22 protein-coding genes are annotated in these 26,212 nt (G+C 61.7%); 18 read left to right on the top strand and 4 right to left on the bottom strand.

Annotated features, from left to right (window positions below):
* The first annotated feature begins 351 nt into the window (after window positions 1–351).
* The gene (locus tag CH306_RS25970) at window positions 352–990 is read left to right on the top strand and encodes a TetR family transcriptional regulator (protein ID WP_143545421.1); all 639 of its coding nucleotides are present in this window, start codon (window positions 352–354) and stop codon (window positions 988–990) included.
* 32 nt (window positions 991–1,022) lie between these two features.
* On the opposite strand, the gene CH306_RS25965 is transcribed toward CH306_RS25970, so the two are convergent.
* Together CH306_RS25965 and CH306_RS25960 are read right to left on the bottom strand one after the other, a co-directional pair.
* Window positions 1,023–2,072 (bottom strand): ABC transporter ATP-binding protein, encoded by a 1,050-nt coding sequence (locus CH306_RS25965; RefSeq protein ID WP_094648230.1) that lies wholly within the window; start codon window positions 2,070–2,072, stop codon window positions 1,023–1,025.
* Between the two features lie 119 nt (window positions 2,073–2,191).
* Window positions 2,192–3,049, bottom strand: coding sequence for an enoyl-CoA hydratase-related protein (locus CH306_RS25960; RefSeq protein WP_094648229.1), 858 nt, complete (start codon window positions 3,047–3,049; stop codon window positions 2,192–2,194).
* A gap of 123 nt (window positions 3,050–3,172) precedes the next feature.
* Here CH306_RS25960 and CH306_RS25955 point away from each other — a divergent pair, with 123 nt between their 5' ends.
* From CH306_RS25955 to CH306_RS25940, 4 genes are all read left to right on the top strand, one after another.
* Window positions 3,173–4,342, top strand: coding sequence for an acyl-CoA dehydrogenase family protein (locus CH306_RS25955; RefSeq protein ID WP_256981258.1), 1,170 nt, complete (start codon window positions 3,173–3,175; stop codon window positions 4,340–4,342).
* Window positions 4,343–4,371: 29 nt separating this feature from the next.
* Window positions 4,372–5,586: an acetyl-CoA C-acetyltransferase gene (locus CH306_RS25950; RefSeq protein WP_094648227.1), complete on the top strand. Its 1,215-nt coding sequence runs from the start codon at window positions 4,372–4,374 to the stop codon at window positions 5,584–5,586.
* A gap of 58 nt (window positions 5,587–5,644) precedes the next feature.
* Complete coding sequence (locus CH306_RS25945) at window positions 5,645–7,810, top strand: 3-hydroxyacyl-CoA dehydrogenase NAD-binding domain-containing protein (protein WP_094648226.1); 2,166 nt, start codon at window positions 5,645–5,647, stop codon at window positions 7,808–7,810.
* A 127-nt stretch (window positions 7,811–7,937) separates the two neighbouring features.
* Complete coding sequence (locus tag CH306_RS25940; protein WP_094648225.1) at window positions 7,938–8,753, top strand: alpha/beta hydrolase; 816 nt, start codon at window positions 7,938–7,940, stop codon at window positions 8,751–8,753.
* A gap of 22 nt (window positions 8,754–8,775) precedes the next feature.
* Here CH306_RS25940 and CH306_RS25935 read toward each other — a convergent pair whose 3' ends face one another.
* Window positions 8,776–9,819 (bottom strand): Lrp/AsnC family transcriptional regulator, encoded by a 1,044-nt coding sequence (locus tag CH306_RS25935; protein WP_094648224.1) that lies wholly within the window; start codon window positions 9,817–9,819, stop codon window positions 8,776–8,778.
* A 286-nt stretch (window positions 9,820–10,105) separates the two neighbouring features.
* Here CH306_RS25935 and CH306_RS25930 point away from each other — a divergent pair, with 286 nt between their 5' ends.
* The 5 genes from CH306_RS25930 to CH306_RS25910 all read left to right on the top strand — a co-directional run bounded on the left by CH306_RS25930 (window position 10,106) and on the right by CH306_RS25910 (window position 17,340).
* The gene (locus CH306_RS25930; RefSeq protein WP_094648223.1) at window positions 10,106–13,429 is read left to right on the top strand and encodes an AMP-binding protein; all 3,324 of its coding nucleotides are present in this window, start codon (window positions 10,106–10,108) and stop codon (window positions 13,427–13,429) included.
* Complete coding sequence (locus CH306_RS25925; protein WP_094648222.1) at window positions 13,426–14,952, top strand: aldehyde dehydrogenase family protein; 1,527 nt, start codon at window positions 13,426–13,428, stop codon at window positions 14,950–14,952. The genes CH306_RS25930 and CH306_RS25925 overlap by 4 nt, the downstream gene beginning before the upstream one ends.
* Window positions 14,949–15,425, top strand: a complete 477-nt coding sequence (locus CH306_RS25920) for an SRPBCC family protein (RefSeq protein WP_179272965.1) — start codon at window positions 14,949–14,951, stop codon at window positions 15,423–15,425. The genes CH306_RS25925 and CH306_RS25920 overlap by 4 nt, the downstream gene beginning before the upstream one ends.
* On the top strand, window positions 15,422–16,216 hold the full coding sequence (locus CH306_RS25915) for an SDR family NAD(P)-dependent oxidoreductase (RefSeq protein ID WP_094648220.1): 795 nt from the start codon (window positions 15,422–15,424) through the stop codon (window positions 16,214–16,216). The genes CH306_RS25920 and CH306_RS25915 overlap by 4 nt, the downstream gene beginning before the upstream one ends.
* A 128-nt stretch (window positions 16,217–16,344) precedes the next feature.
* On the top strand, window positions 16,345–17,340 hold the full coding sequence (locus CH306_RS25910) for an oxygenase MpaB family protein (protein ID WP_179272966.1): 996 nt from the start codon (window positions 16,345–16,347) through the stop codon (window positions 17,338–17,340).
* Between the two features lie 21 nt (window positions 17,341–17,361).
* On the opposite strand, the gene CH306_RS25905 is transcribed toward CH306_RS25910, so the two are convergent.
* Window positions 17,362–17,967: a TetR/AcrR family transcriptional regulator gene (locus CH306_RS25905; RefSeq protein WP_094648218.1), complete on the bottom strand. Its 606-nt coding sequence runs from the start codon at window positions 17,965–17,967 to the stop codon at window positions 17,362–17,364.
* Window positions 17,968–18,352: 385 nt separating this feature from the next.
* On the opposite strand from CH306_RS25905, the gene CH306_RS25900 reads away from it, so the two are divergent.
* Genes CH306_RS25900 through CH306_RS25865 form a run of 8 tightly spaced genes read left to right on the top strand, consistent with a single transcriptional unit; the run spans window position 18,353 to window position 26,196 of the window.
* Window positions 18,353–19,225, top strand: a complete 873-nt coding sequence (locus CH306_RS25900) for an MlaE family ABC transporter permease (protein WP_094648217.1) — start codon at window positions 18,353–18,355, stop codon at window positions 19,223–19,225.
* Between the two features lies 1 nt (window position 19,226).
* On the top strand, window positions 19,227–20,090 hold the full coding sequence (locus CH306_RS25895; RefSeq protein WP_094648216.1) for an ABC transporter permease: 864 nt from the start codon (window positions 19,227–19,229) through the stop codon (window positions 20,088–20,090).
* 6 nt (window positions 20,091–20,096) lie between these two features.
* Window positions 20,097–21,167 carry a hypothetical protein gene (locus CH306_RS25890; RefSeq protein WP_094648215.1) on the top strand — a complete coding sequence of 357 codons (1,071 nt, stop codon included), beginning with the start codon at window positions 20,097–20,099 and terminating at the stop codon, window positions 21,165–21,167.
* A 44-nt stretch (window positions 21,168–21,211) separates the two neighbouring features.
* Window positions 21,212–22,174 carry an MlaD family protein gene (locus CH306_RS25885; protein ID WP_256981256.1) on the top strand — a complete coding sequence of 321 codons (963 nt, stop codon included), beginning with the start codon at window positions 21,212–21,214 and terminating at the stop codon, window positions 22,172–22,174.
* On the top strand, window positions 22,162–23,163 hold the full coding sequence (locus tag CH306_RS25880) for an MlaD family protein (RefSeq protein ID WP_094648214.1): 1,002 nt from the start codon (window positions 22,162–22,164) through the stop codon (window positions 23,161–23,163). Before CH306_RS25885 ends, CH306_RS25880 begins: the two co-directional genes overlap by 13 nt.
* 14 nt (window positions 23,164–23,177) lie before the next feature.
* Window positions 23,178–24,245, top strand: a complete 1,068-nt coding sequence (locus tag CH306_RS25875; RefSeq protein WP_143545422.1) for an MlaD family protein — start codon at window positions 23,178–23,180, stop codon at window positions 24,243–24,245.
* On the top strand, window positions 24,242–25,246 hold the full coding sequence (locus tag CH306_RS25870) for an MlaD family protein (RefSeq protein ID WP_256981255.1): 1,005 nt from the start codon (window positions 24,242–24,244) through the stop codon (window positions 25,244–25,246). Before CH306_RS25875 ends, CH306_RS25870 begins: the two co-directional genes overlap by 4 nt.
* On the top strand, window positions 25,243–26,196 hold the full coding sequence (locus CH306_RS25865; RefSeq protein WP_094648212.1) for an MlaD family protein: 954 nt from the start codon (window positions 25,243–25,245) through the stop codon (window positions 26,194–26,196). Before CH306_RS25870 ends, CH306_RS25865 begins: the two co-directional genes overlap by 4 nt.
* Window positions 26,197–26,212: the final 16 nt, after the last annotated feature.

The raw sequence follows: 26,212 nt of genomic DNA, 5'->3' as shown, positions 1-26,212 counted from the left end.
AATCCAGGAATTGCGGTGGGTGTAAAAGGGTTCCTGCCGTCTGTGGCGCGCCGGATCGGACGCGGCGAAGGCGCGCAGTCGCGTGGAGCTGGCCGGCGTCGAGATGGGACTCGGACGAAATCCGCCTGTACGGTTAGCTACCCCACGAGCACAAGGGCGACAGATACCAGCGTTGAGGGCACGCCCTTCATTCTGAACGCTCGTGGCGGTATCGCCGCCAATTCTGACAGACAATCTGTCAGAATTCAACGGGCAAGACGACACTGTTGGATCCTGACGAACTACGCTCCGCGCCAAGCAGTTCGGGCCGTCAAGATAAGCCGACAACGAGTTGCGAAGAAGGAGGCTCGAATGAGTGGACCGAGGAAGTACGGCGGGGTTCGTGCCGAAGAGCGCCGCTCGGAAAGAAGATCGCGGCTACTCGATGCCGGCCTGGACCTTCTCGCAGGACAACCGGCGCAACAACTCACAGTGACGGCGGTGTGTTCGCATGCTGGTCTCACCGAGAGGTACTTCTATGAAAGTTTTGCTGACCGTACCGCGCTACTCGACTCGATCTTCGACGCAACGGCGAAAGATATCGCCGCAGACCTGTCAGCCGCCATCGGCGCGGCTACTACGCCAGCGGCCAGGAGTTCTGCGGCCGTGGGGTCGATACTCGATCAATTCACCTCGGACACCCGGTTTCGGCGAATTGCTGTCAATTCCGAGCAGAACGGCACGCTTTCCCGGATGCGGTACGTACTTGCGCGCAACCTCAGCACGTCGCTGGAGCAACACGCAAGCGACCTGTGGACAACGAACGGGAACCGTACTCGCCTCAGCATCGCCTGCATGGCAGGCATCGCTGCAATTGCCGAACCAATCGCTGCGTGGGCTCGTGGGATACTCGAGATCGACCGTGCCACATTGGTCTTGATTTGCGGCGGCGTCCTCATCTCGACCGGACAGGCTGTCTTCGACGCCGACTCGAGCAGTCGGAAACTTTGAACGACAAAGGCAGACAGGCCGTTTGCTTTCAACTATCGGGTCTCCCCGGTTCGCCCGCTGCATTGTTGCTGATCTGCATAGGCGGGGTAACGCTGACCGGGATCGGTGGTGTCGAGGCTTTCCTGAATGGCGACCTGCGCGTTGTGCGGCAGCGTGTGCATGATCTGACGCACGCGCTCCTGCCTGCGTCCAACGGCCTGGCGCACGGGGGTACTGGGAGTCGCCTTCATCTGCGGCACGATGCCTTCCACGTCGTCGACGCCACCGGCGTGGTGCCCGGCGTCGACCATCGCCTGCTCCTGCGCCATCTGCGCCTCGTCCTTCTCCTCCGACATGCCGATCGGACCGATCATCGTTCCGTTGAGGAACTGCTTGACCACCGGCTCGTCACTGGTGAGAAGCACCTCACGTGGACCGAACATCACCAGCTGACGACGGAACAGCATGCCGATGTTGTCGGGCACCGTCCGAGCCAGGTTGATGTTGTGCGAGACGATCAGGATCGTGGCATCGATCTCGGCGTTGATGTCGATCAGAGTCTGCGAGATGTACGTGGTGCGAACAGGATCGAGGCCGGAGTCGGGCTCGTCGACCAGAATGATCTCGGGATCGAGCACGAGAGCGCGGGCAAGGCCGGCGCGCTTGCGCATACCACCGGAAATCTCGCCGGGCAGCTTGTCTTCTGCGCCGAGCAGACCTGTCAGCTCTAGCTTCTCCATGACGATCTTGCGGATGTCGGACTCGGACTTCTTCGTGTGCTCCCGCAGCGGGAACGCGACGTTGTCGTAGAGGTTCATCGAACCGAACAGCGCACCGTCCTGGAACAGCACCCCGAACAGCGTCCTGATCTCGTAGAGCTCACGCGAGGAGCACTGCAGGATGTCGGTTCCGTCGATGAAAATCTTGCCCTGCTCGGGACGCAGCAGGCCGATCAAGGACTTCAGGAAGACCGACTTACCGGTACCGGAAGGACCGAGGAGCGCACTGACTTCACCCTTCGGCAGGGTCAACGTCACGTCCTGCCAAATCTTCTGTACACCGAAAGACTTGGTCAATCCTTCGACCGAAACCTCGACTCCCATTTAACTGGCAACCTTTCTGCTGGAACTTGAATTCGACGCTGTCAGGGCGAGGTACGACCGAAGGACCTCGGACTCACCGTGCGCGTCGGTGAATCGGTGAACCGGTGAACCGATCGAAGTCAAGCCATCTCGTCTGCGGGGCTTTCGACCCAGGGCAAGAAGCTCGGCAGGTCCGCACTGACCTTTCCGGGAAAATTCGCCCGACGCCGTTCGAGGAACGAGGTGACGCCCTCGGCTGCGTCCGCGGTGGTCAGCACGTTTGCGATAAGTTTCGAGTGCAACAGCTGGGTCGAGAACGGTAGATCTTGTGAGCTCATCCGATACAGCAATTGTCGGGTGATCGCGACCGAGACGGGCGCAGTGTTAGCGACCAGCTCATGGGCGATTTCGTATGCGCGTGCCAGTAACCGACCCTCAGGCTGGATTTCGGTAACGAGGCCGGCGGCGCGGGCCTCCTCGGCACCGAACACCCGGCCCGAGATCATCCAATCGACGGCCGTGGGTAGACCGACCAAGCGGGGTAGGAACCATGTCGATGCACCCTCGGGCACGATTCCGCGACGGGTGAAGACGAATCCGAACCGTGCGTCCTCTGCTGCAAGCCTGAAGTCGGCGGACAGGAGGATGCTCGAACCTGCCCCGACGGCTACACCTCGTATGGCCGCGATCACCGGCTTGTTCATGCGGAAAATCTGCATCGAGCACTGTCCGGCGGGCTCAAGGAACGTCTCATCGAGATCGGCGTCGCCCGTCGTGTCGAAGGATCCGCCCGAGAGATCGGCACCGACGCAGAAATCTTTTCCTTCACCGGTGAACACGACCACCCGCACGGAGTCGTCGCTGTCCGCAACAGCGAATGCGTCGGCGAGCTCCTTGGACATCATGACGGTGTACCCATTTCGTGCAGCGGGTCTGTTCAGCGAGACGGTCACAACCGGACCGTCGACCGAATACTTGATCTGTTCGTACTCACGCATCGATGAACCCTTTCGTATGTGACCCGAAGCATGCTCTTCTGTTGACAGAGTGTCAATACAAAGGACATGATCGAGCCGGAATTAGGAATTTGAACTGGACATTCTCGTTAACAGGAGGTCAACATGACAGTTATTCAAGGGTTCGCGCGGATGAGGCCGTCGTGGATGGACGAGGAACTGGACGCGGTGGCGGACTTGGCGCGGTCGTTTTTCGCCAAGGAGGTCGAGCCCCACCAAGCGCGATTCGCACAACAGGGATTTCCGGACAAGGACCTCTACCGACGAGCCGGAGACCTCGGGTTGTTGTGCATGTCGGTTCCGGAGGAATACGGCGGCGGCGGCGGCACTTTCGCGCACGAAGCGGTGCTGTTCTCCGAGCAGGTATTCGGCGGGGACAATTCGATGCACCTCGGAGTGCACGCCGGCATCGTCCCGCACTATTTCTTGGCCTACGGATCCGAACAGCAGAAGCAGCGCTGGTTGCCGAAGCTCGCCTCGGGGGAGTGGGTGGCCGCTATCGCCATGACGGAGCCGGGAACCGGCTCGGACCTGCAGCGGATCAAGACCCGTGCGGTGCGCGACGGTGACGATTACTTGATCAGCGGTGCAAAGACTTTCATATCGAACGGGCACAACGCCGATCTGATCGTCATTGCCGTCAAGACCGACCCCGAAGCAGGTGCAGCAGGTGTCTCCCTCATCGTCGCCGAGGTCGACGATTCGACTGAGGGATTCACGCGCGGTCGCATCATTGACAAGATCGGGCAGAAGGGCCAGGACACCACCGAGCTCTTCTTCGACGATCTGCGCGTCCCGGCCACCAACCTGCTCGGTCCGGGCGAGGGCCAAGGCTTCAAGCAGTTGATGACCCAACTGGCACAGGAACGCCTCATTTGCGGCATCGCTGCGGTGACTGCTATGGAACGCGCGGTGGAGCTGACCGTCGAATACACCAAGAGCCGTCAGGCATTCGGCAATTCGTTGTTCGATCTGCAGAACACACGATTCGAGCTGGCCGAATGCGCCACCCTCGCTCGAGTCTCACGCAGCTTTCTAGACGAGTGCATCGAGAAACATCTTCGTGGTGAGCTCGACGTGTCCACTGCGGCGATGGTGAAGTACTGGCTCACCGATCAGCAATGCATCGTGGTCGATCGATGCCTGCAGCTTCATGGGGGGTACGGGTACACCACCGAGTATCCGATCGGGCATATGTACGCCGACGCGCGTATCCAGCGCATCTACGCCGGCGCGAACGAAGTGATGAAAGAACTCATCGCACGCACCCTCTGACATTTCATTTCCGAAAGGCAAACAACAGCGTGAGTACCGAAGCATTCATCTACGACGCGATCCGCACCCCGCGCGGTCGCGGTAAGTCCAATGGGTCGCTGCACGGCACCAAGCCTGTGTCGTTGGTGGTCGGCCTGATCAACGAATTACGCAGCAGGAACACCGGTCTGGACCCGGAAGCGATCGAGGACATTATTCTCGGAGTGGTGACGCCGATCGGCGACCAGGGATCGTGCATCGCTCGAACGGCTGCACTTGCCGCAGGCCTGCCGCACACTGTTGCCGGGTTTCAGCTCAATCGGTTCTGTGCGTCCGGACTCGAAGCGGTCAATCTCGCCACGCAGAAGGTGCGCTCCGGGTTCGAGCAGCTGGTGATCGGTGGTGGCGTCGAATCGATGTCGCGAGTTTCCATGGGTTCGGACGGCGGAGCCTGGGCCATGGACCCTGCCACCAACTTCGCTACCTACTTCGTTCCGCAGGGAATCGGAGCCGACCTGATTGCCACGATCGAGGGCTTCACCCGCGAGGACGTCGACTCCTACGCACTGCGTTCCCAAGAACTCGCCGCGAAGTCCTGGGCCGGCGGATACTTCTCCAAATCAGTTGTGCCGGTACACGATCAGAACGGGATCGTGGTTCTCGACCACGACGAGCACATGCGTCCGGACAGCACGTTGGAGGGCCTGGGGAAGCTCAAGCCGTCATTTGCCACTGCCGGTCAGCTCGGCGGGTTCGACGCCGTCGCGCAGCAGAAATACCACTCGGTCGAAAAAGTCGAACACGTCCACCACGGCGGAAATTCCTCGGGAATCGTCGACGGTGCAGCCCTGGTGCTGATTGGCAGTGAACGGGCAGGCTCGGACCTCGGACTGACCCCGAGGGCGCGAGTGGTGGCCACGGCCACCTCGGGCGCAGACCCGACCATCATGCTGACCGGGCCGACGCCGGCAACCCAGAAGTTGCTCGCGCACGTTGGACTCGGCGTCGACGACATCGACCTGTTCGAGATCAACGAGGCATTTGCGTCAGTCGTCCTGAAGTATCAGAAGGACCTGAACATCCCCGACGAGAAGCTCAACGTCAACGGCGGGGCCATCGCAATGGGTCACCCGCTGGGAGCAACGGGCGCGATGATCGTCGGCACCATGGTCGACGAGCTCGAGCGGCGGGACGCGCGCCGCGCGGTAATCACCCTCTGCATCGGCGGCGGAATGGGCGTGGCCACGCTCATCGAACGCGTCTAGTCACATCCGAAGTCTCCGCGGAGCCACTAGTTCAGACCATTCTCGAGAAAGCGAACACATGACCGACCAGAACGCCATCAAATGGGAATCGAGGCCGGACGGCATTGTCGTCCTGACCATGGACGACCCGAACCAGAGCGCGAACACGATGAACGCCGCATACATCACCTCCATGAAAGCCACGGTCGACCGTCTCGAGGCCGAGCGTGAATCCGTGACCGGTGTGATCCTGACGTCGGCGAAGAAGACGTTCTTCGCCGGTGGCGACCTCAACGATCTACTGGCAGTTACCCCCGAGCAGAGCGAAAGCTTCTTCCGATCGGCCGAAGGAATCAAAGCCGATCTCCGACGACTCGAGAAGCTCGGCAAGCCGGTCGTTGCCGCCATCAACGGCGCCGCACTCGGCGGCGGACTCGAGATCGCGTTGGCGTGCCATCACCGCGTGGCGCTGTCCGGTAAAGGAACACAGATCGGTTTGCCCGAGGTCGGTCTGGGACTCCTCCCCGGCGGCGGCGGCGTCACCCGCACTGTCCGCCTCCTCGGCATCACCGAAGCGCTGACCAAAGTCCTTCTCCAGGGCCAGAAGTACAGTGCCGAGCGCGCCGCCGAGGTGGGCCTGATCGACGATACTGCGGCCTCGCCAGAAGAACTGATCAGCAAGTCCGTGAGCTGGATCGAGGCGAACCCCGAAGCCGCCGCTCCGTGGGACGTCAAGGACTACCGAATCCCCGGCGGAACACCGTCCACTCCGGCATTCGCCGCCAACCTTCCTGCCCTGCCAGCCAATATCCGCAAGCAGACACGGGGGACCAATCTCCCTGCGCCTCAGGCGATCGTGGCTGCCGCCGTCGAAGGTTCGCAGGTCGACTTCGACACCGCGTCCACCATCGAGTCGCGCTACCTGACCGAACTGGCGACCGGTCAGGTCGCCAAGAACATGATCCAGGCGTTCTTCTTCGATCTGCAGCACATCAACTCGGGCGGGTCTCGTCCCGACGGGTACCCGAACCACACAGCGCACAAGGCAGTTGTGCTGGGTGCAGGAATGATGGGCGCGGGCATTGCCCATGTCTGCGCCAAGGCCGGCATCGACGTCGTGCTCAAAGACGTCTCGCTCGAATCCGCGGAGCGGGGCAAGGCCTATTCGGTCAAGATCGTGGACAAAGCGGTCGCCCGCGGAACCATGACACGTGAGAACGCCGATGCGCTGCTCGCACGGATCCATCCCACGGACAAGCCGGAGGATGCCGACGGTGCAGACCTCGTGATCGAGGCCGTGTTCGAGGACCCGGCTTTGAAGGCGTCGGTGTTCAAGGAGATCGAGCAGTACCTCGCACCCGATGCCGTTCTCGGCTCGAATACCTCCACTCTGCCGATCAGTGGACTCTCACAGAACGTCAGCCGGCCGGCAGACTTCGTCGGTCTCCATTTCTTCTCGCCGGTCAACAAGATGAACCTGCTCGAGATCATCGTCGGAGACCAGACATCCGATGCCACGCTGGCCAAGGCCATCGACATCTCGCAGCAGATCCGCAAGACGCCGATCGTCGTCAACGACAGTCGCGGGTTCTTCACCAGTCGCGTGATCGGCAAGTTCCTCGATGAGGCTATCGCGATGGTCGGCGAAGGCATCGACCCGTCGTCGATCGAGCAGGCAGGCCTGCAGGCCGGCTACCCGGCAGCTCCACTGCAGTTATACGACGAGTTGACGCTCACCCTTCCTCGCAAGATTCGCGAGGAGACCAAGGCGGCAGCAATCGCCGACGGAACTGGTTGGCAGACACACGGTTCGGAACCTGTGGTCGATCGCCTGATCGACGAGTACGACCGGAAGGGCCGTTCGACCGGTGGCGGTTTCTACGCATACGCGGACGGTAAGCGCACCGAGATCTGGCCGGGGATTCGCGAGCACTTCACCAAGGACGGATACGAGATCCCGTTCGAGGACATGAAAGAGCGGATGCTCTTCGCCGAAGCCATCGACACGATCAAATGCTTCGACGAGGGCGTGCTGCGGTCGGTGCCCGACGCCAATATCGGTTCGGTGTTCGGCATCGGGTTTCCGGCGTGGACCGGTGGCGTCATGCAGTACGTCAACGGTTACAAGGGTGGACTGGCGGGATTCGTGGAGCGGACTCGCTACTTGGCCGACAAGTACGGCGCTCGATTCGAGCCGCCGGCCAGCCTGATCGAGAAGGCAGACAAAGGCGAGTTGTACACCTGAACAGGCTGCCGGTGACGAGTTCGGGTGCTGCAGTCCGGATCATCGGTGCGGCACCGCCCGGCCGACTATCTCGCGCAGCCCCGGAGTCGATCGCCCCCCGACGAGTACCCACCAGTGAGGAGTACCCATGAGTGTCGTGGCATTCACCCGCGGCGGTGCAGGCGAGTCCCTGTTGCTGATCCACGGGATCGGTAGCCGAAGACAGGTGTGGGATCCACTCCTACCGGCACTGACTATGCAGCGCGACGTGATCGCTGTCGACCTTCCCGGCTTCAACGGCACCCATGTGGGGGATGTGACACCGACGGTGGCGGGCTACGCCGGCGCGTTGGCGGAGTGGTGCGTGGACCAGGGGATCGAACAGCCGCACGTCGCGGGTCACTCGCTGGGGGGTGCCATCGCCCTCGAACTGGGAAACCTCGGGTTCGCGCAGTCGGTGACGGCGTTCGCGCCCATCGGTTTCTGGGGTCGGGCAGGTCGAGCGTGGTGTCGGGGAGCGCTGTCGTCGTTACGGCGAGCGGCGGTGCCGCTGCAGCCGCTACTGCCACATCTTGCCCGATCGAGGCCGGGCCGCGTTGCAGCAGCGGGAATGCTCTATGGGCAAACCCATATGTTGACTGCCGACTCGGTGGTCGAAGACTCGCGGGCGTTTCTGGCGGCCGCGGCATTCGACGACGTGCTCGCGTCGTTCGGCGAGTACACGTTCTCACCGCACAGAAACCTTGGACTGATACCGGTCAACGTGGTGTGGGGTACACGAGATGCATTGTTGCCCTGCATTACTCAATCATCAGAGGTCAGCCGACGCTTACCCGGCGCTCGTCAGGTGCGTGTTCGGAGCGGCGGACACGTGTCCTTCGTCGACGACCCGACGCTGTGTGCTCAGGTTCTGCTCGGCCGACATGCCGGGTGTGGATGTGCCGTCGATGTGGCCCTCCGCTGACCAGTGTCTGCACTGGACGACGCTACGTGAAACGCTTGAGATACGGACTGAAGCGGACGACGTCGACCATCGGTAGTGTCTCCGAGCCCAGGACGCCGTCGATCGAGCGGACGCACTGCGACACGAGGTCGGTTAGGTCGGTGTGGCTGCGTGCGGTCACCGTCATGGTCATGGCGGCGGGCCCGATCGTAGTTGCCAGGAACACTGTCTCGGGCAACGTGAGGAGTTGTTCGGCGATCGAAGCGAGACGCGAACGTTCGACGCTGAGCGTCACGTTCGCTACCACACCTGCGTAGCCCATCGAAATCGGTTCCGCCATAGCGACAATGCGGCACAGGCCACTTTTGTCCAGTCGTTCGATGCGGGCGCGGATGGTGCCCTCGGCAACACCGAGTGCGCGCGCGACCGCCCGAGACGACTGTCGGCTGTCGTTCAACAGGGCTTTCATCACGGCAATGTCCAGGTCGTCGATTTCCAGTGACGGGTTGGGTAATCGGATCGGCGCAGGGTTGTATGCCATGAAGAACTGGCGGCCTCGATCGGTGATTGCCGTCTCGGTGGCTATGTCGGCGGTGATCTCGCTCAGTCCGTCGATCGCAGGCAGATCATCGTTGACGAGTTGGTTCAGTTCGGCGCGATCGCGGACCACGAAATACGCGACGAGGTCGTACGCGCCCACGACCACTGCTACGGCCTCACAGCTGTCCAATTGCGTGATCGCTGCCGCGACGGGAGTAGGCGAGCCCCTCGTCTTGAGGCGAGCGATGACGAACCAGTCGAAGCCTGCCACCTCCCAGTCGATCAGGGCGGTGAAGATGAGACTGCCCGACGACATCAGTTTCTTTAGGCGAATGCTTACCGCAGATTCGCTGATTCCGGTCGCAGTAGCGAGCTGGCGGTTGGTCGCGCGGCAGTCCTCGAGCAGATGCCCGATCAGAACTCGGTCCATGGAATCCACTTTGCCGCCACCATCGAGCTGTGAACCGCGCTCGACCGTGCCTATTCGGGGTTGACGGGACATCGCGGGCGGCGCGATCCGTGCGACGTCGGCTCGCAGGGTGAGCATCGCATGTCTCCTATTCGGACTTCGAGAGTCGACGGTCCGCCGATTATGTGCACAAGCCTACTTCCGGCCGCCATCCGACGGAAATCGCGTGCTACGAGGCGTCTTATAGTGCGCATGTTTGACATGGCACGTGATCTGAAGCATAGTTAGCGACGAAAGTGCGCTTTGCGTAGTAACAAAAGCCTGAATCTGTGCAAACTACTGCGTCTGGCGATCCACACCGCGGTTTTGCAGGTGCGAGGTGGGTGTTCAAAATCCACCCTGAAAAGTGAACGGTTGAGACGAAATGGCAGTCAAGGGAAAGAGTCGATCAGCGATGCGTCGTTCGGGCATCGCCACTTCGGTCGCGATCGTCGGAACAGGCTTCGGCGGACTCGCCGCAGCAATCGAGCTGAAACGTGCCGGCTTCGACGACATCACGCTGTTCGAGAGGGCATCGACTGTAGGCGGGGTATGGCGCGACAACACCTACCCCGGTGCAGCATGCGACGTGCCCTCGGCGATCTACTCGTTCTCCTATGCACTCAAGCCCGACTGGTCTGCGTTGTTCGGCACCCAGGCGGAGATTCGGGACTACTTGCAGTGGGTGTCGGACGAGTTCGACATCACCCGCCATATCCGATTCGACGCCGAGGTCACGGCTGCCGAGTACGACGACGCCACCCGAACATGGACCGTGACGTCGCAGTCCGGGGCGACCGAGACGTTCGACGTCGTGATCATGGCAACCGGCCAATTGAGCAGACCGAAGATGCCGTCCGTCGAGGGGCTCGAAACGTTCCTGGGTGATTCGTTCCACTCCGCCCAGTGGCGCAGTGATGTCGATCTGCGTGACAAGAAGGTCGCAGTCGTCGGAAGTGGAGCCAGTGCAGTACAACTCGTACCAGCCATTGCCGACGTGGTCGGTGACCTGACGGTCGTGCAGCGCTCCCCGAACTGGGTCATGTGGAAGAGCCGCCGCGTCCCCAGCAAGGTCCAGACGGCCATGATGCGTCGCTCGGCGTCACTGCGCAAACTGCATCACAACATTCTGTTTCTCGCCTACGAAACTCGTTACCCGCTGGTGCTTCGGCTGGCAAACCCGGTGCGCGCCCTTTCGTCGTGGTGGCTGATCAGGACAATTCGCAAGAACCTGTCGGATCCGGTGGAAGCGAAAGCAGCCGTGCCCGACTACAAACTCATGTGCAATCGACTGCTGTTGTCCAACGAGTGGTATCCCACACTGGGCCGGGACGATGTGCACCTTGTCGGTTCCGCCGTGACGAGGGTCGATCCGACCGGCTTGCTCACGGCAGACGGACGCCACATCGATGCCGACGTGATCGTGTGGTGCACCGGGTTCAAAGCCAGCGAGTTTCTCGCTCCGATGACCGTCATAGGTGAGGGCGGCGTCGACCTGCACGACGAATGGACCGAAGCAGCCACCGCGTACCTAGGAATGTCGGTGCCCAAGTTCCCCAATTTTTTCATGCTGTTCGGGCCCAACACCAACAGCATCACCAACACCATCGTGTTCTTGCTTGAACGGCAGGCCGCATACATCCGGCAGGCGCTCGAATATCGCGAGGATGCGAACGTTCAGACCATAGCGGTGAGTGCGAAGACCAACGCAACGTTCCAGCTCTGGCTTGAGGGGAAGATGGCACAGACCGTTTTCACCGATGGCTGCCCGGGTTGGTACACCAACGCCAGCGGCAAGGTGACCGCGATGTGGCCGGCCTCGCATCTGGCCTACGCGCGAGCGACGGCTCGATTCATTCCCGACGAATACGACCGAACGCCCGCGGCAGAGCACACCACCCCGTCCGAAAGGCCCGAAACCATGTCTGTCGACACCCATGTTCTCAGCCCTGCAACCCTATGCTCGGCATTCGAGCGAACCGTGCAAGCGCACCCGCACCAGCGCGCGCTGAGCACCCCGGATGGTTCCGAGTCCTATACCTACCAGCAATACCTGGAGGCAGTGCGCGATACGGCCGCAGCGCTGAGTGGATCGGGCGTCCGCCGAGGCGATGTGGTGCTACTGATGTTCGAGAACCGCCCCGTTTTTCACATCGTCGATCTCGCGGTCGCACACCTCGGTGCGATCACGTGCTCGGTGTACAACACCGCACCGGCCCGCGACATTGAACACATCGTGGCCGATTGCCGTCCCGTCCTCGCGATCTGCGAGCCCAAATTCGTTGCAACTCTGCGTTCGGCGGTGAACGGCCGGGCGCCATTGATCACAACCGGTGAGGCCGAGCCGTCGGCTTCGGCACTCGCTGAAGTTGATCGTCCGACAAGTTTTGATTTCGATACCTGCCGGCGTGCGGTCGAACCCGACGACGTGCTGACACTGATCTACACCTCGGGCACAACCGGTACGCCGAAGGGCGTCGAGTTGACGCACCGGTCGATGATGGCAGAGATCATGCTTGCCGGTGAGCGGCTGGAAATGCGGCCCGGCGATCGGGTGCCGTCGGCGATGCCGATGGCGCACGCGGCGCAACGTTGGGGAACCCATTACAACGGAGTCACGTTCGGGCTGGACGTGGTGTGTATCGCCGACGTACAGCAAATGGTGGCAGGTCTGCAGACCATCGCGCCGCACATCTGGGGAACTGTTCCTCGTGTACTCGAGAAAATCGTCGCTGCACTGTCCGCAAAGTTCGCTTCCGAGCCGGACGAGGCAAAGCGCAACGCCGTCGCCTCTGCCCTTCGAGTAGGCGAGCAAGTCGTTCTCGCCCGCCGCGAAAACGATTCCCTCTCGGCCGATCTGGCGGCCCAACATGCCAAGGCCCTGCCGGTGTTGAACGCGATCGTTGCCTCACTGGGTCTGGCGAACCTGCGCTGGCTGATGGTCGGTGCAGCACCGACCCCTCCGCACGTGCTGCTATTCATGGAGGCATTGGGAATCGAGATCGTCGAAGTCTGGGGCATGACGGAACTAGGTGCCGTCGCGACGATCAACCCGGTCGGCGAGCAGCGAACAGGAACAGTCGGGCGAGCGCTGCGTGGCGTCGAGCTACGACTCGCCGACGACGGTGAGATCTTAGTGCGCGGGCCAATTCTGATGCGGGGCTACCACAACGACGCGGAACGCACTGCCGAAGCGATCGATACGAACGGCTGGTTGCACACCGGCGACATCGGATCGCTCGACGACGCCGGGTACCTCTCCATCGTCGATCGGAAGAAAGAACTCATTGTCACCGCATCCGGGAAGAACATCTCCCCGCAACGGGTCGAAGCTGCAGTCAAGGCCGAGAGCCCGATCATCGGGTCGACCGTAGCGATCGGGGATGGCAAACCGTTCATCTCCGCGCTCATCGTGCTGGACCCGGAGGTTGCGCACGCGCGAGGTGCGGCGCTGGGGCTGCCGCCACTGGATCTGCAGTCCGTAGCCTCCCACCCCGATGTCGTCGCCGAGATCGAGGCCGCGGTCGAACGAGCCAACACACAGCTGGCCCGCATCGAGCAGATCAAGCGCTATACCGTCGTCTCCGACGTCTGGGTTCCCGGGGGGACCGAGCTCACCCCCACCATGAAGCTGCGTCGTCGGCCCATCGCAGAGAAGTACGGCGATGTCATCGACGAGTTGTACGCATCAGTGGAGGCAGTGCGATGAGGCTCGCGATACCTGACATCGACACCGCGGAATCAACAGCGGTGTTCCACTCGCATGCCCCGGCCGACGGCGTGGTCATCGCGAGCTTCCCGGACATGGACTCGGCAACTGTCGATGACGTTGTTGCGCATGCGCGTTCGGCCGCGGACCGTTGGGCCGCGGGAGGTGCCGTTCAGCGCAAGCGAGCGTTGTCGGCCTGGGCCGGTGAACTTTCGCGTGTGAGCTCGGACCTGAGCGAGCTCGTTCACCGCGAGAACGGCAAACCCCGCGATGACGCGTTCATGGAACTCGTCATCGCGCTCGAGCACATCGACTGGGCTGCACACCATGCTGCGCGTGTGCTGGCTCCGCGCCGTGTCTCGGCGGGAATCTTGATGGCAAATTTCGGAGCGCGAATACAGCACGAACCATTCGGGGTCGTCGGCGTCATCAGCCCGTGGAACTACCCGGTTTTCGCACCCATCGCGCCCATTGCGTCTGCGTTGGCCGCGGGAAACACCGTTGTGCTCAAGCCGAGCGAGTACGCGACCGGTGCGGCACGCGAGATCGTGGACGCGTTTCGTCGGGCCAATCCCGGGCTCGACCCAGCAGTGCTGAGCCTGGTGACCGGTCGTGGCACCACCGGTGCTGCGTTGGTGGCGTCCGATATCGACAAGCTCGAGTTCACAGGATCTCCTCGCATCGGACGCATCATCGGTGCGGCGTGTGCCGAGACCTTCACGCCGGTTGTCATGGAATGCGGAGGCAAGGACGCCTTGATCGTCGCAGCCGATGCCGATGTCGAGGCGGCTGCCGACGCGGCCGCCTGGGGCGGGTTCAGCAACGGCGGGCAGACGTGTGTCGGCGTGGAACGGGTCTACGTCGATCGAACGGTGTCGGAACGGTTCATGGAGGCATTGACAGTACGTCTGAAGGATGCCCATGCCGGCACTGCGGGGTCATGCACGTACGGCCCCATGACGTTGGAGGCACAGTCGGAGGTCGTTCGTCTGCACGTTGATGCCGCGGTCGCCGGGGGAGCCACCACCCCGCTGGGCGGGATCGAACGAATCAACGGCAGGCTGATCGATCCGATCGTTCTGCTCGGGGCCGACGAAAGTGGACCTGCAGTGCAGGAGGAGACCTTTGGGCCAACGGTGACAGTCAAGATCGTGGAGTCGATCGAAGAGGCCATCGCGCGCGCGAACGGCACCGAGTTCGGTCTGGGTGCGGCCGTGTACTCCAGGTCCGACGGCCACCGCATCGCAGACAAGTTGCGATGCGGAATGGTGTCGATCAACTCGGTGCTGGCCTTCGTCAGCATTCCTGCGCTGCCGTTCGGCGGCATCGGATCGAGTGGGTACGGCCGCATTCACGGAGCCGAAGGATTGCTTGAGTTCAGTCGCACGAAATCTGTTGCGGTCAAACGGTTCGGCATACCCGGCATGAACGGGATGTTGCTCGATCGTGCTGCGATCACCATACCGGTGTTGAAGATCATGACCAGGCTGCGATACTCCTGGCGTCGGGGCGGCATCGCGTGAGCCGAACCAGGAAGTTCAGTCATTCGGCGACCACCGTGGCTCCGGTATCGGTAGTAGCGCAGACACTGTCCGATGCCGACGGTTGGGCGCGCTGGGCACGGCCGTACATCGCGCGATCTCGGTTCGAGCGATGGGGAACCGACAGTGTCGTCGGAGTGGGCTCGGTGCGAAGGGTAGGAGCCGCGCAGGTGTGGATACGTGAGCTAATCATCGGTTGGGATCCAGCGGCTTACCAGACCTACACGATCGTGCGCCCCTACCTCTTCGTGCGCTATCGAGGTGCCGTGAACTTCACCGAGCTCGCCGGCGGTGGAACGCAGCTCACCTGGTCGGTCGAGTTCGAACCACGTCCGATGCTGTCCGGTCTCGCGTTGAAATCCGTCATGTCGTTCGTCATCGCCGGTGTAGTCGCACGTTTGACCGCCGAGTGCGACTCGGTTCACCGAGGTCGGAAGTGGGAGGTACGCCGATGAGTGTCGACATTCGACCGGCAACTCTGGCAGGTCGTACCGCGTTGGTCACCGGCGGATCCCGGGGTGTCGGTGCCGGCGTCGCTCGTGAGTTGGCGCATCTGGGAGCCGATGTGGCGATCACCTACAACAGGCGGCCCGAAGACGCCGAGGATGTCCTGACGGCGGTCCGAAGAACCGGTGTTCGCGCCATGGCACTGCAGCTCGATGTCGCGGACACGGACAGTGCTGCGGGTGCGGTAGAGCAGATTGCCGAGACCTTGGGCGTTGTCGACCTCTTCGTGAGCAATGCCGGTATCGCGAGTACCGGTCGCTCGATTGCGCGTACCTCACTTGAGGAGTTCGGGCGTCTGATGGCCGTCCACGCATGGGGTCCCATCGCACTCATCCAGCATTTGCTTCCGGGGATGCGGGCGCTCGATCGTAGCGACATCGTGATGGTATCGAGCGCAGTCACCGCAACGCACCCGCCCGCAACAGGCCCGTACGTGATTGCCAAGCAGGCCATGGAATCAGCGTGCAAAGTGCTTGCTCTCGAAGAACGCGAGCACGGGGTGCACGTGAACATCGTTGCACCGGGGCTGGTGGCAACCGACATGGGCCGCCGGTTGGTCGGCGCGGGCGGTGAGAGTTCGGACTTCGACTCGACGGCAGCGACGAGCCCCTTCGGGCGCGTGTGCACCCCTGCCGATGTGGGTGCTGTGGTCGGTTTCCTGACCGGTTCGGCCGCCGAATACCTCACGGGTGTGCGGCTCGCAGTCGACGGGGGCGGCGCGACGGCATCGATCTACTGACTGACACGAAAATCCGACTACCGATCGAATGGAGCGAGATGACGAACCTTACCGAAAAAACAAACTCAAGGCCCGCACCGCGTGCGAAAGATGCGCCGCCAATCGACTGGGCGCTCGGCCCTGGCTCCGTGACGTGGAAAGTCATGGAGGACCCGGCAGTGTTCTTCATCGGCCTACTTCGGGAAGCGCTGCTGTTGACACTGCATCCCGATTTCGCAGCTGCGGCGGTCGATCACGACAGCTTCGCCGACGACCCCATGCTGCGCTTTCAGCACGTTGCGATGTACACATACGGCGCGACGTACGGCACCGTCGAAGAAGCTGCGCGTTACAGCGCGATGGTCAACAGAACCCATACTCGTATCGTTGGAATGGAGCCGATGACGGGTAATCCGTACCAAGCGCACGCCGAGTACGAGCTGGCGCTGACTCAGGTGATGCTGGTGGACTCGTTCCGAGAAGCGTACGAAGCGCTCTACGGCGAGCTTTCCGCAGTCGACAGAGACCAATTCGTGCTCGAACAACAGGTGCCCGCTGCCATGCTCGGGGTTCAACCCGACCACATGCCCAGCACCTTCGGGCAGATGGTCGACTTCCTCGCGCACGCACGAGTGAAATTCGCCTCGGGCCTGCAAGCCCGCGCAATTCTGGAGCCGTTCGCGTCCGGTAGCTATTCCCGTGGGACCGCTATCGGCGATCTGCCGACACACCTACGGCTTCCGGCTATGTTCGGACTCCGTGCCATGGCCGACATCGCGATATCGATCATGACACCCGAAGAACGCACCCTCATCTCGATCGGCCGGCGCCCGAAGCTCGGTAGCAAGACGGCGGTGAAACTGTCGTATCGAGCTCTGTCGGCATTCGTACGCAGTACGCGCGGGACACAGCTGTTCAGTTCGTTCGTCAAGCCCAACGTAGCGGGCATCATCGAGACCGCGCGCATCGCGCAACACGCACCGGGTGCGCGAACACGTGCCGCTCAGTTCGTAGTTCCCAACGCCTATGCGGTGCTGTGGGTTCCACCCGTGCTGGTTCCCAACTGGCCGGGTTCGACCGCCGCCTACAGGTTGGGTGACAGAACAGTGGCGAAAGTAAGTACGCACGCAAGCAACATCAGCTGACCGACCGTCGCCGGTCTCATCTCAGCCGAGACCGGCGACGTCGACCACGATGGTGCGCAACGTGGACGTCAGCAGCAGCTGAACCTCGTCGCGAGTCAGCGATTGTTCTTTGAGCCACAAGCGGCTGGCCAGCTTTGCCAACGCGCCGTACGCGAGCATGTGAACGGCCAGTTTCTGTTCCTTCGGTCCGTCGCCGCGAATTGCCAGCGCATCGAGCATCCTGCTCACGGCGAGCTGATCCGCCTCGCGCATTATTCGTCCGACGTCGTCCGAGCTCGATCCCGAGTCGATGGCAATGGTCGAGACCCAAATGTTCCGGTGTCGCCATGCCACGGTGAGGTAGCGGGCAATCGAGGCCTCGATTCGATCGTCGAGCGAATCCCCTCTGATGCCGGCGGGCACCACGGCTGGGATGTGCGAGAGCCTGCGGACCACTTCCAAGTAGAGGTCGCGCTTGGTGCCAAAGTAATGGTGAATCAAGGGCCGCCCGACGCCGGCAGCGTCGGCGATCTCACCTATCGATACCTCCGAAAAACCCTTCTCGAACAGGCGCATCGCGACGCTGATTATTTGTTCGCGGCGCTCGTACCCGTCCATGCGCTTGTTATCGGCAGTATTGATGGCCATTGTCACTGGGCTCTCGGTCGAGTGACGCGCCGGAAATAATTCGTGTCGCCGATGGTAGCCGTCATTGCGTCACCGGGGTCCGCGTCCAAGTCGATGGGAGCGGACAAGCTGGCCGAAAGCATCATTTGATTGACACTATGTCAAGGATTCTGAGCCTGCAAGTGGAGCGAAACATTGCAGATTTACCCGCAAAGGTGTTGACACCTTGTCAGTAATACGTCACATTGGTTCCACTCCCTTTCGGTGTGATCGCCACAACATTTTGGGCCGTCGGGGTTCAGTGCCACAGTACGAACGAGTCGCAATGCAGAACGGACCACAAAGCCGCAATGAATTTCCAACGTACTGTCCACGACACTCCGGCCTTCGCCCATGGGGCGACTCGATGACCACCGCGGACGTCGGCGTCTCGAAAGCCGAACGACGTACGAACGCCGCCCGAGCCGGTGTGCTGCACACGGTGTGGACCTACCTCAACACGGCACCTGCCCAGTCGGCGGCAACGATCGGACGAGCTGTTCTGCTGGCGGGATCGGTGATTCGCCATCTGTTCGCCGACATCGCCAGACGCAAGTTTCCCGTGGACGAGGTCCTCGACGAGATGTGGCTGCTACTCAAGGTCACCATGTTGCCTGCACTTCTGATGGCGGTGCCCCTCGGTGCCGAAGTGTCGGTTCAGGTGGGCGGTCTGATGAATCAGGTCGGCGCAAGTTCGTTGGCCGGTGCGGCGTCGGGTCTTGGCGTGGTGAGTCAGGGAGCACCGATGGCTGCGGGCTTGCTGATGGCAGGTGCCGCGGCGTCGGCCATAGCCTCCGATCTCGGCTCCCGAGCCATCCGTGAAGAGATAGACGCCATGCGGGTCATGGGCATCGACCCGGTTCAGCGACTGGTCATGCCGCGATTCATCGCCACGATCGTCATCGCGCCCATGTTGTGCGTGGTCATCATCGCCGCGGGTGTGGCGGCCGGCCTCCTCATTGCAGTCAATGCCAATGACGTTGTGCCGGGCAGCTTCTGGCAATCCTTCGGTGCCTTCACCACGCCCACCGATATCTGGTTCGCGATCGCCAAGTCCTTCGTCTTCGCCGCACTGGTGGTGCTGATCGCGTCGATCCGTGGCCTCGAGGCACGCGGTGGACCTCGAGGCGTCGCCGACGCAGTCAACGCGTCCGTGGTGCTGAGCGTCGTGGCGATCTTCCTGGCCAACCTGGTGATCAGCCAATTCCGATCGATGTTCTTCCAAGGACAGTTGGGTTGAGATGACAATCGCGAGATATTACCCGGCAGAGCGGATCGTCAAGCCTTTCGTGTTCGCGGCGGACAAGACGTCCGACGCGTTGTCGGGAGTGGGGCGGGTGCTGCTGTTCACATTCAGAGCGTTCGTGTCCTTGCCGTTGACGATCCGGCACTACCGCCAGCAGACCTTCAAGACGATGAACACCATGGCCTGGGGCAGGGGCTCACTCATCGTGGATGGGGGAGTCGTCAGTCTGTTGGTCATGCTCGGCGTTGCGGTCGGTGCCGTGATCGCGACCGAGGCGTACGACGCTCTGGACCTACTCGGTTTCGGCGCGTTGAGCGGAATCATCGGTTCCTTTGCCAACATTCGTGAAATCGCCCCTATTCTCACCGGTATCGGCTTCGCGGCGCAAGCCGGCTGCCGGATGACCGCCGAGATCGGATCCATGCGAATCTCGGAGGAGATCGATGCCACCGAAGCGCTCGGCATCCGCGCGATACCGTTCGTGGTCGGTACTCGAATCATCGGTGGCCTGCTGGTCGTGTTGCCGAGCTACCTGCTCGGGTTGGTGGTCAGCTTTCTCACCGGCGCTTTTCTCATCAAGACGATTCACAGTGAGTCACCCGGCACCTACGACCACTACTTCGCACAGTTCATCAGCTTCGCCGAGGTGGGCACCTCGGTTCTCAAAGCGGTCGTGTTCTGCGTCCTCGTGACGGTCATTCACTGTTACTACGGCTTCTTCGCCAGCGGCGGCCCCGCCGGGGTCGGCATTGCTTCCGGCCGTGCCATCCGCGCCAGCCTGGTCGTGATCGTAGTGGCCAACTTCGTTGTTTCCGTATCCATTTGGGGCCTGAGCCCCGTCATGGTCTTCACAGGGTAGGCGGACGTGCACCAAGATTTCATTCGAGGATCGGACTCGACTCAACGTCGCGTCACGCGCAACACTGCACTCGGAGCCATAGCAACCGTGCTCACACTGGTATCGGTCGTTCAGCTCGTGAACGCACTGTCCGACGACGACAGCGGCGTTGTTCGGATCGCCATCGAGACTCCGGCGATAGCTCCGGGGGTCAGGCCGGGAACGACCGTAATCCTGCACGGCACACCTGTCGGATCCATCGCGGGTCTGCAACGCAGCCGAACCGATTCGATCAGTATGGATGTCGAGTTGGATGCCACCAAGATCGTCGGACTGACCGACGGGTTCGCGATCGACTTCCGGCCGGAGAACTACTTCGGAGTCACCGCACTCAATGTGGTACCCGGATCGGACGGGTCTCCACTCGTGAACGGGGCCAAGCTGATTCGGAGTTCCGCGGCCGACTACACGATGTCTACGATGATTGAGAGAGGCTCCATCGTCGCTGCCGGTTCGTTATCGCAAGACATGGTGGACATCGTCGAAAAGATTCTCCGGTACACCAACGGACTAACTCCATTGTTGCGGTCAGGCTTGATCTTCACGGACGTGCTCGCCAAGACACAGCGGGAACTACCGGCTGAGCTGCTGGCGAATGCCGACGACATCATCGAAACGCTCCCGGATTTTCTCGGTCGGACGGTGGACGGCGCGCAGGAAATCTTCGACGGCGAATACAACCGCCAGGCCGACGGCACGCTGGGTGCCAATACCGCGACGCTTGACAAGTCGAATGCCGGTTTGGCCATCGCATCCGGGGCGTTGTTCTCGGCTGCAGGAACGCTTCTTCGATCTCATGCCACCGAGCTCACGCCGGCGGTGGAGATCGTGCGTCTGTTCGCCGAGCCCGTACCGGGAATCGTCGGCTCCGGCACGCTCGGACCGCGACTGCGTCAGACGGTAGGTGTGCTGAACGACGCGCTGGGAGGTGGCGGTGAGAATCCGACGGTCCGCCTCAAAGTAATTCTCAACGATTTGCCGGGCATGGCGGCTCCGCTGGCACTCGGTGGACTCACCGGAGAGGTGCTGGGACAGTGAGAATCTCGCGTCGATCCTTGCGTTCGCTCGCCAAGATCTCAGTCGTGGCTGCAGTCTCGGTCCTGCTGTTCGGCATCATCATGAACGCGGTGGTCAATCCTGTTGCGGGAGAGACGAAAACGTATACGGCCGACTTCACCGACGTCTCCGGCCTGCGCCCCAACGGCGACGTACGGGTCCGAGGTGTCCAGGTGGGCAAAGTACAAGAGATCGACATCGTGCAGCAGGACGGACAGACCATCGCCCGCGTTCGGTTCACCACGACGATGGAGCAGCCGGTGACCACTGCGACCAAGCTCGCGGTCAAGTACCAGAACCTCACCGGAGTTCGATACGTCGACATGGAGTCCCCGGACGGCGGCGCACCCACCGATACCGTGCCGCTGGCCCGGACCACCCCGTCCTTCGATCTCACCACTTTGTTCAACGGACTTCAGCCGGTGCTCGCGACGATGAACACCAACGAAATCAACGAGATCAGTCAGAACGCTCTGACCCTGTTGCAGGGAGACGGCGACGGATTGGCACCAATGCTGGACTCGCTGCAGAAGCTGGGCGATTTCGCGACGGATCGACAACAGGTGATCTCGACACTGGTGGCCAACCTCGCCCGCATCTCCGACAGCTTCGGTGGAAAGTCCGACGCGATCATCGACATCCTGCGTTCGCTCGAAGTACCCGTCGACGCAGCCATCGCAGTATTGGACGAGTTCGTCGGGACTTCGGTACTCGGGCCCCAGTTCCTCGGGCCGGTTGCGTCGATACTGCGCACCCTCGGACTGGAAAAGGGACAGGACTTCAACAAGATGATCTCGGATGCATTCGGCACCGTCGGTAGCTTCGGTCAGGCGCTGCAAGTGCTCCCGGGCACGCTCAGCATCCTGGACTCGCCGCGAATCGGAATTGGCGGTGCGTCGGACATGCAGTGCACGCACGGGCCTGCCGATCTACCCGCCGACGTCACCGTCCTACTCAATGGAAGCGGGGTCACCGTATGCCGTCTCTGACACGACGCCCGCGGCGAGTTCGCGACTTCTCCGAACGCCAACACGCCATCGGACTCTTTGCGATAGTGGTGACGCTGGCGATCATTGCGGCAGCAACGTACGTCTACCTCGAGCCGCCCGGACAGCAGGTCGTGTCGTTCGAGTCGACGGATGTCGCGTCACTGAAGACCGGGGCCGACGTGCGAGTGGCCGGTGTCTCGGTCGGTTCGGTGGACGAACTCGTCCTCGGGGAAAATTCGGTCGAGGTACGAGCCAAGATCGACGATTCTGTGTTCGTCGGCGACACCACGTCGGTCGACGTCCGGCTGCTCACTGCCGTCGGCGGCTATTACGTGACGCTCTTGCCCAACGGCAAGGATGCTCTCGATGGTGCCGTCATTCCGCAATCGCGTGTAAGCGTGCCGTACTCGATCGCAGATGTGCTTCAGCAGGCACCGCGCATAACCGATGCGGTGGATCCGGTGGACGTCAGCGCCGACATCGAACAGGTGGCATCGGGACTGTCGAACAATGCACAGTCGGTCGGTTCGGTGATCAGTGGACTCGATTCGATCGCGGAGGTCATGAATCACCAGCGCGAACAGATCACGACCACACTGAATCTGGCGCAGTCATATGTGCACACCTTCAATGTCAATCGTGAGTACGTGTTCGCATTGATGAAGAAGATCGAGCTCGTGCTTGCGCGGTACAACGCAACCTGGCAGGGGTTCAACGAGACGTACCAGTTGCTCGGCGAAATTCTCGAACGAGTCAGTCCGATCGCGTGGTTCTATTACGACAACCGAGCGCGAGTGAAGGAAGCAGTGACAACCCTGAGAACCGGATTCAGGTCGATGCAAGAACAGATGAATCCGGTAATCGATCAATTGACGTCGATTTTGACGGCTTTACGCGGAATTGCCGATCGTGGTGGACCCGATGATGTGGGTAAGAACGTGATTCTGGCATCCGATGTTTGCGTACCTCTGCCGGGCAAGGGGTGCTGACAGTGGTTGGACGGATGAGTATTGCGGCGGCGGTTGCGGTGACCGTGTCGCTCGCAGCGGCAGGCACGGTCATGTTTACTTCTGCACAGGGCGAACAGGATTCGAGCTTCTGCGCCTACTTCGCCGATTCGATCGGGCTGTATGTCGGAAATCCGGTGACTCAGATGGGATACGACATCGGTTCCGTCCACAGCATCGACCCGCAGGGTGATCGTGTGCGAATCGATTTCGACATCGATACCAATCGCAGTTTCCCGGCCGACGTCAAGGCCGTGATCAGATCGAAATCGTTGTTGGCCGATCGCAGCCTCGAACTGGTGGGTAATTACGGCTCGGGCCCGGAGCTCCCGCATGACGAGTGCATCGCACTCACCGATACGGCGACACCCAAGTCGCTTTCCGAAATAACCGGGTCGGCATCGGATTTCCTGCAGGCCGTGTCCTCGGATGACACCGAGTCCGTCGCGACCGCAGTCGAGGGACTCGACGATGCGCTGAAAGGCCAAGGCGAGAACATCGATGAGCTCTTCGCCAACGCCGAGGGCGCGATGACCAACCCGGATCGTGCCGTCGCCGACGTCGGTACCATTGTCACCGACCTCGCTCCGTTCACCACAACCACTCTCGACAACTGGGATACAGCGAAGCAGTTGCTCGCCGTTCTGCCCGAGGATCTGGAGGTCGGCGCGTCCGGGCTCTGGGACGGCGTGACCAAGTTCATCGGAGGACTTTCCCCGGTGCTCGCCGACATTCTCGACATTCAGGTCAACTACGGCGAGGACATCAACGGTATTCTCGGCGACGCATCCACCGCGTTGCGACTTGCCTCGACGCGGTCGGCGGACGTGAGCGAACTGTTCTCCGTCATTCCCGTGACGAGTCAGCTGGTGTCGGAGCAGCTCGATGGATCACCTGCTCTGCACGCGGCGCCGCCGCAGATCGCGGTGAACGCTCCGGATCCCCAGTTGCTGTGCACAGCGCTCAACACCGTTGCGCCCACGACGTGCACCCCCACAGCCGACGGTGTGTTGCTGCGTGATCTCGGTGTGCTGGACGGCGTGCTGGCAGGTGCTCAGCCATGAACTTTCCACGACGAAACGCGGCAGTGCTCGCGATCGGGATGGCGACAGCCGTCGTGTTGACCACCTCGTGTTCGATCGGCCCGGAAGACCTGCCGTCCCCCCGCGGCGGAGCGATGGACGGTTACGGTATCGAACTGGACTTCTCCAGCGCACTGAACCTTCCGACCGGAGCCAGTGTGATGTTGGACGGGCTGCGCATCGGCGAGGTGGAAGAAGTTCGCACCGGCGATGAGTTGGTGGTAGTTGCCGCGATCATCGCCGCCGGGAACGAGGTTCCCGGTGCGGCCACCGCGACCATCCGTCAGGACACCGTGCTAGGCGATACCTACGTCGCCATCGCGCGCCCCGGGCCCGATGAGAGCGACACCTCCGTACTGGCACCCGGGGAGTCGATCCCCCTCGATCGAACGGCCTCGGCTCCGACGCTCGAAGACACCCTCGCGGTACTGGCAACTTTCGTCAACGGCGGAACCATTCAGCGCGTGGAGAGCTCCATCGCGCAGGTCAACGACGTGATGCCGAACGCGGTAGACCTGCAGAAGCTGGCCGCCACTGTGGCTACGGACCTCGAAGACCTCGGGGCCAACACCGGGCAGGTGGACCGACTGCTGCGCGGGCTGGACGACACCGCGATCGAGGTGAACCAACGAGAAGCCAGGATCGACGCGATGCTTGCTCCTGAAGGAGTAATGTTCTGGGACAAACTTTCTCGCCAGATCATCGTGCACATCGGCACGTTGCTGCCCTCCATCGGCAGTATCTTCGCGGGCGGAACATGGCTCGTACCGATGCTGGAAGCTGCAGATCGAGCTCTGACCTCGGTCGTCCGTAGTGGCATTGACCCGGTCTCGGATTCCGAACTGGTTTCCGATTTCGTCCGGAAGACCGTGGTGCCGTTCGTCGAACAACCGTCCGTGGACATCGCCTCTGTCGAGACCTCGGATGGCCTTCCTTCCGCCGACGTGGAGAACGTATTGCGAATATTGGGAGCTACTCGATGACGATGCGAACCGTGTACTCAATGCTCGCCATGCTCATGGTCTCGCTGGGTTCGCTGGTGTACATGACCTCTGTCGGCCTGCCCATCGACTTCGAATCCGAGCGTCGCGCGTCGATGACCATCGAAGCCACGAACGGATTGGTGGTCGGATCTCGAGTGCTGTTGCGCGGCGTCGACATCGGCACGGTGACCGCTATCGAACCGAACGCGGATGCCGTGCGTGTCGAATGGAAGTACAAAGCGAAATACCGATTGCCGGTCGACAGTGACTTTCGAGTCGACACTCTTTCGGCACTGAGCGAGAGCTACGTGGGCGTCTTGCCCGCCGCAGATCTTGGTCCGTACCTCGGAGACGACGCGGTGATCGACTCGGCCCGCGTGACGGTTCCCTCGACGATCAACGATCTGTCGGAGCATCTCACTCGGCTGCTAAATCAACTGGACACCGAACAGATTCGCTCCATCCTCGGTGAATTGGAGATCGGTCTCCCCAGCGGATCCGGCACGATCGACACGATTGAGCGAGCCGGCGCAATCACCGCCGCCATGCTGGAGGACACGACAGCTCCGCTTTCGGAGGTGCTCGTCAACGCGCAGAGCATGCTTGTCGACAGTTCGTTCATTCCACCGGGGCTTTCAGGTACTGCGGGCCATATCGTGGACTTCGGCCGCGGATTCGACGGAACTATGTCCGCTGCAGTTCTACTCACCAATTTCTCTCCTCTTCCGGACTCCTTGGTGTTGGGAACCGGACCCTTGATCGGCAACCTTCAGGCCTTCCTGGACCGATCTGCGGCGGATATCAAGATCCTCGCAGTGGATTCTCTACCCGCAGCGCAATCCGCCGCTCAATCAATGCGCACGGTGAACCTCTCGGCGTTGCTGGACGGCGCTCTGGCACCGATCGGAGAGGACGGTGTTGTCACGGTGAACATAGGCGCAGGCAGATGAACAACCCCATCGATGC

The sequence above is a fragment of the Rhodococcus sp. 15-725-2-2b genome (assembly GCF_002259075.1).
GTDB lineage: Bacteria > Actinomycetota > Actinomycetes > Mycobacteriales > Mycobacteriaceae > Rhodococcoides.
The sequence above is the reverse complement of the archived record's forward strand: the minus strand, read 5'-3'. Positions and strand labels throughout refer to the sequence as shown.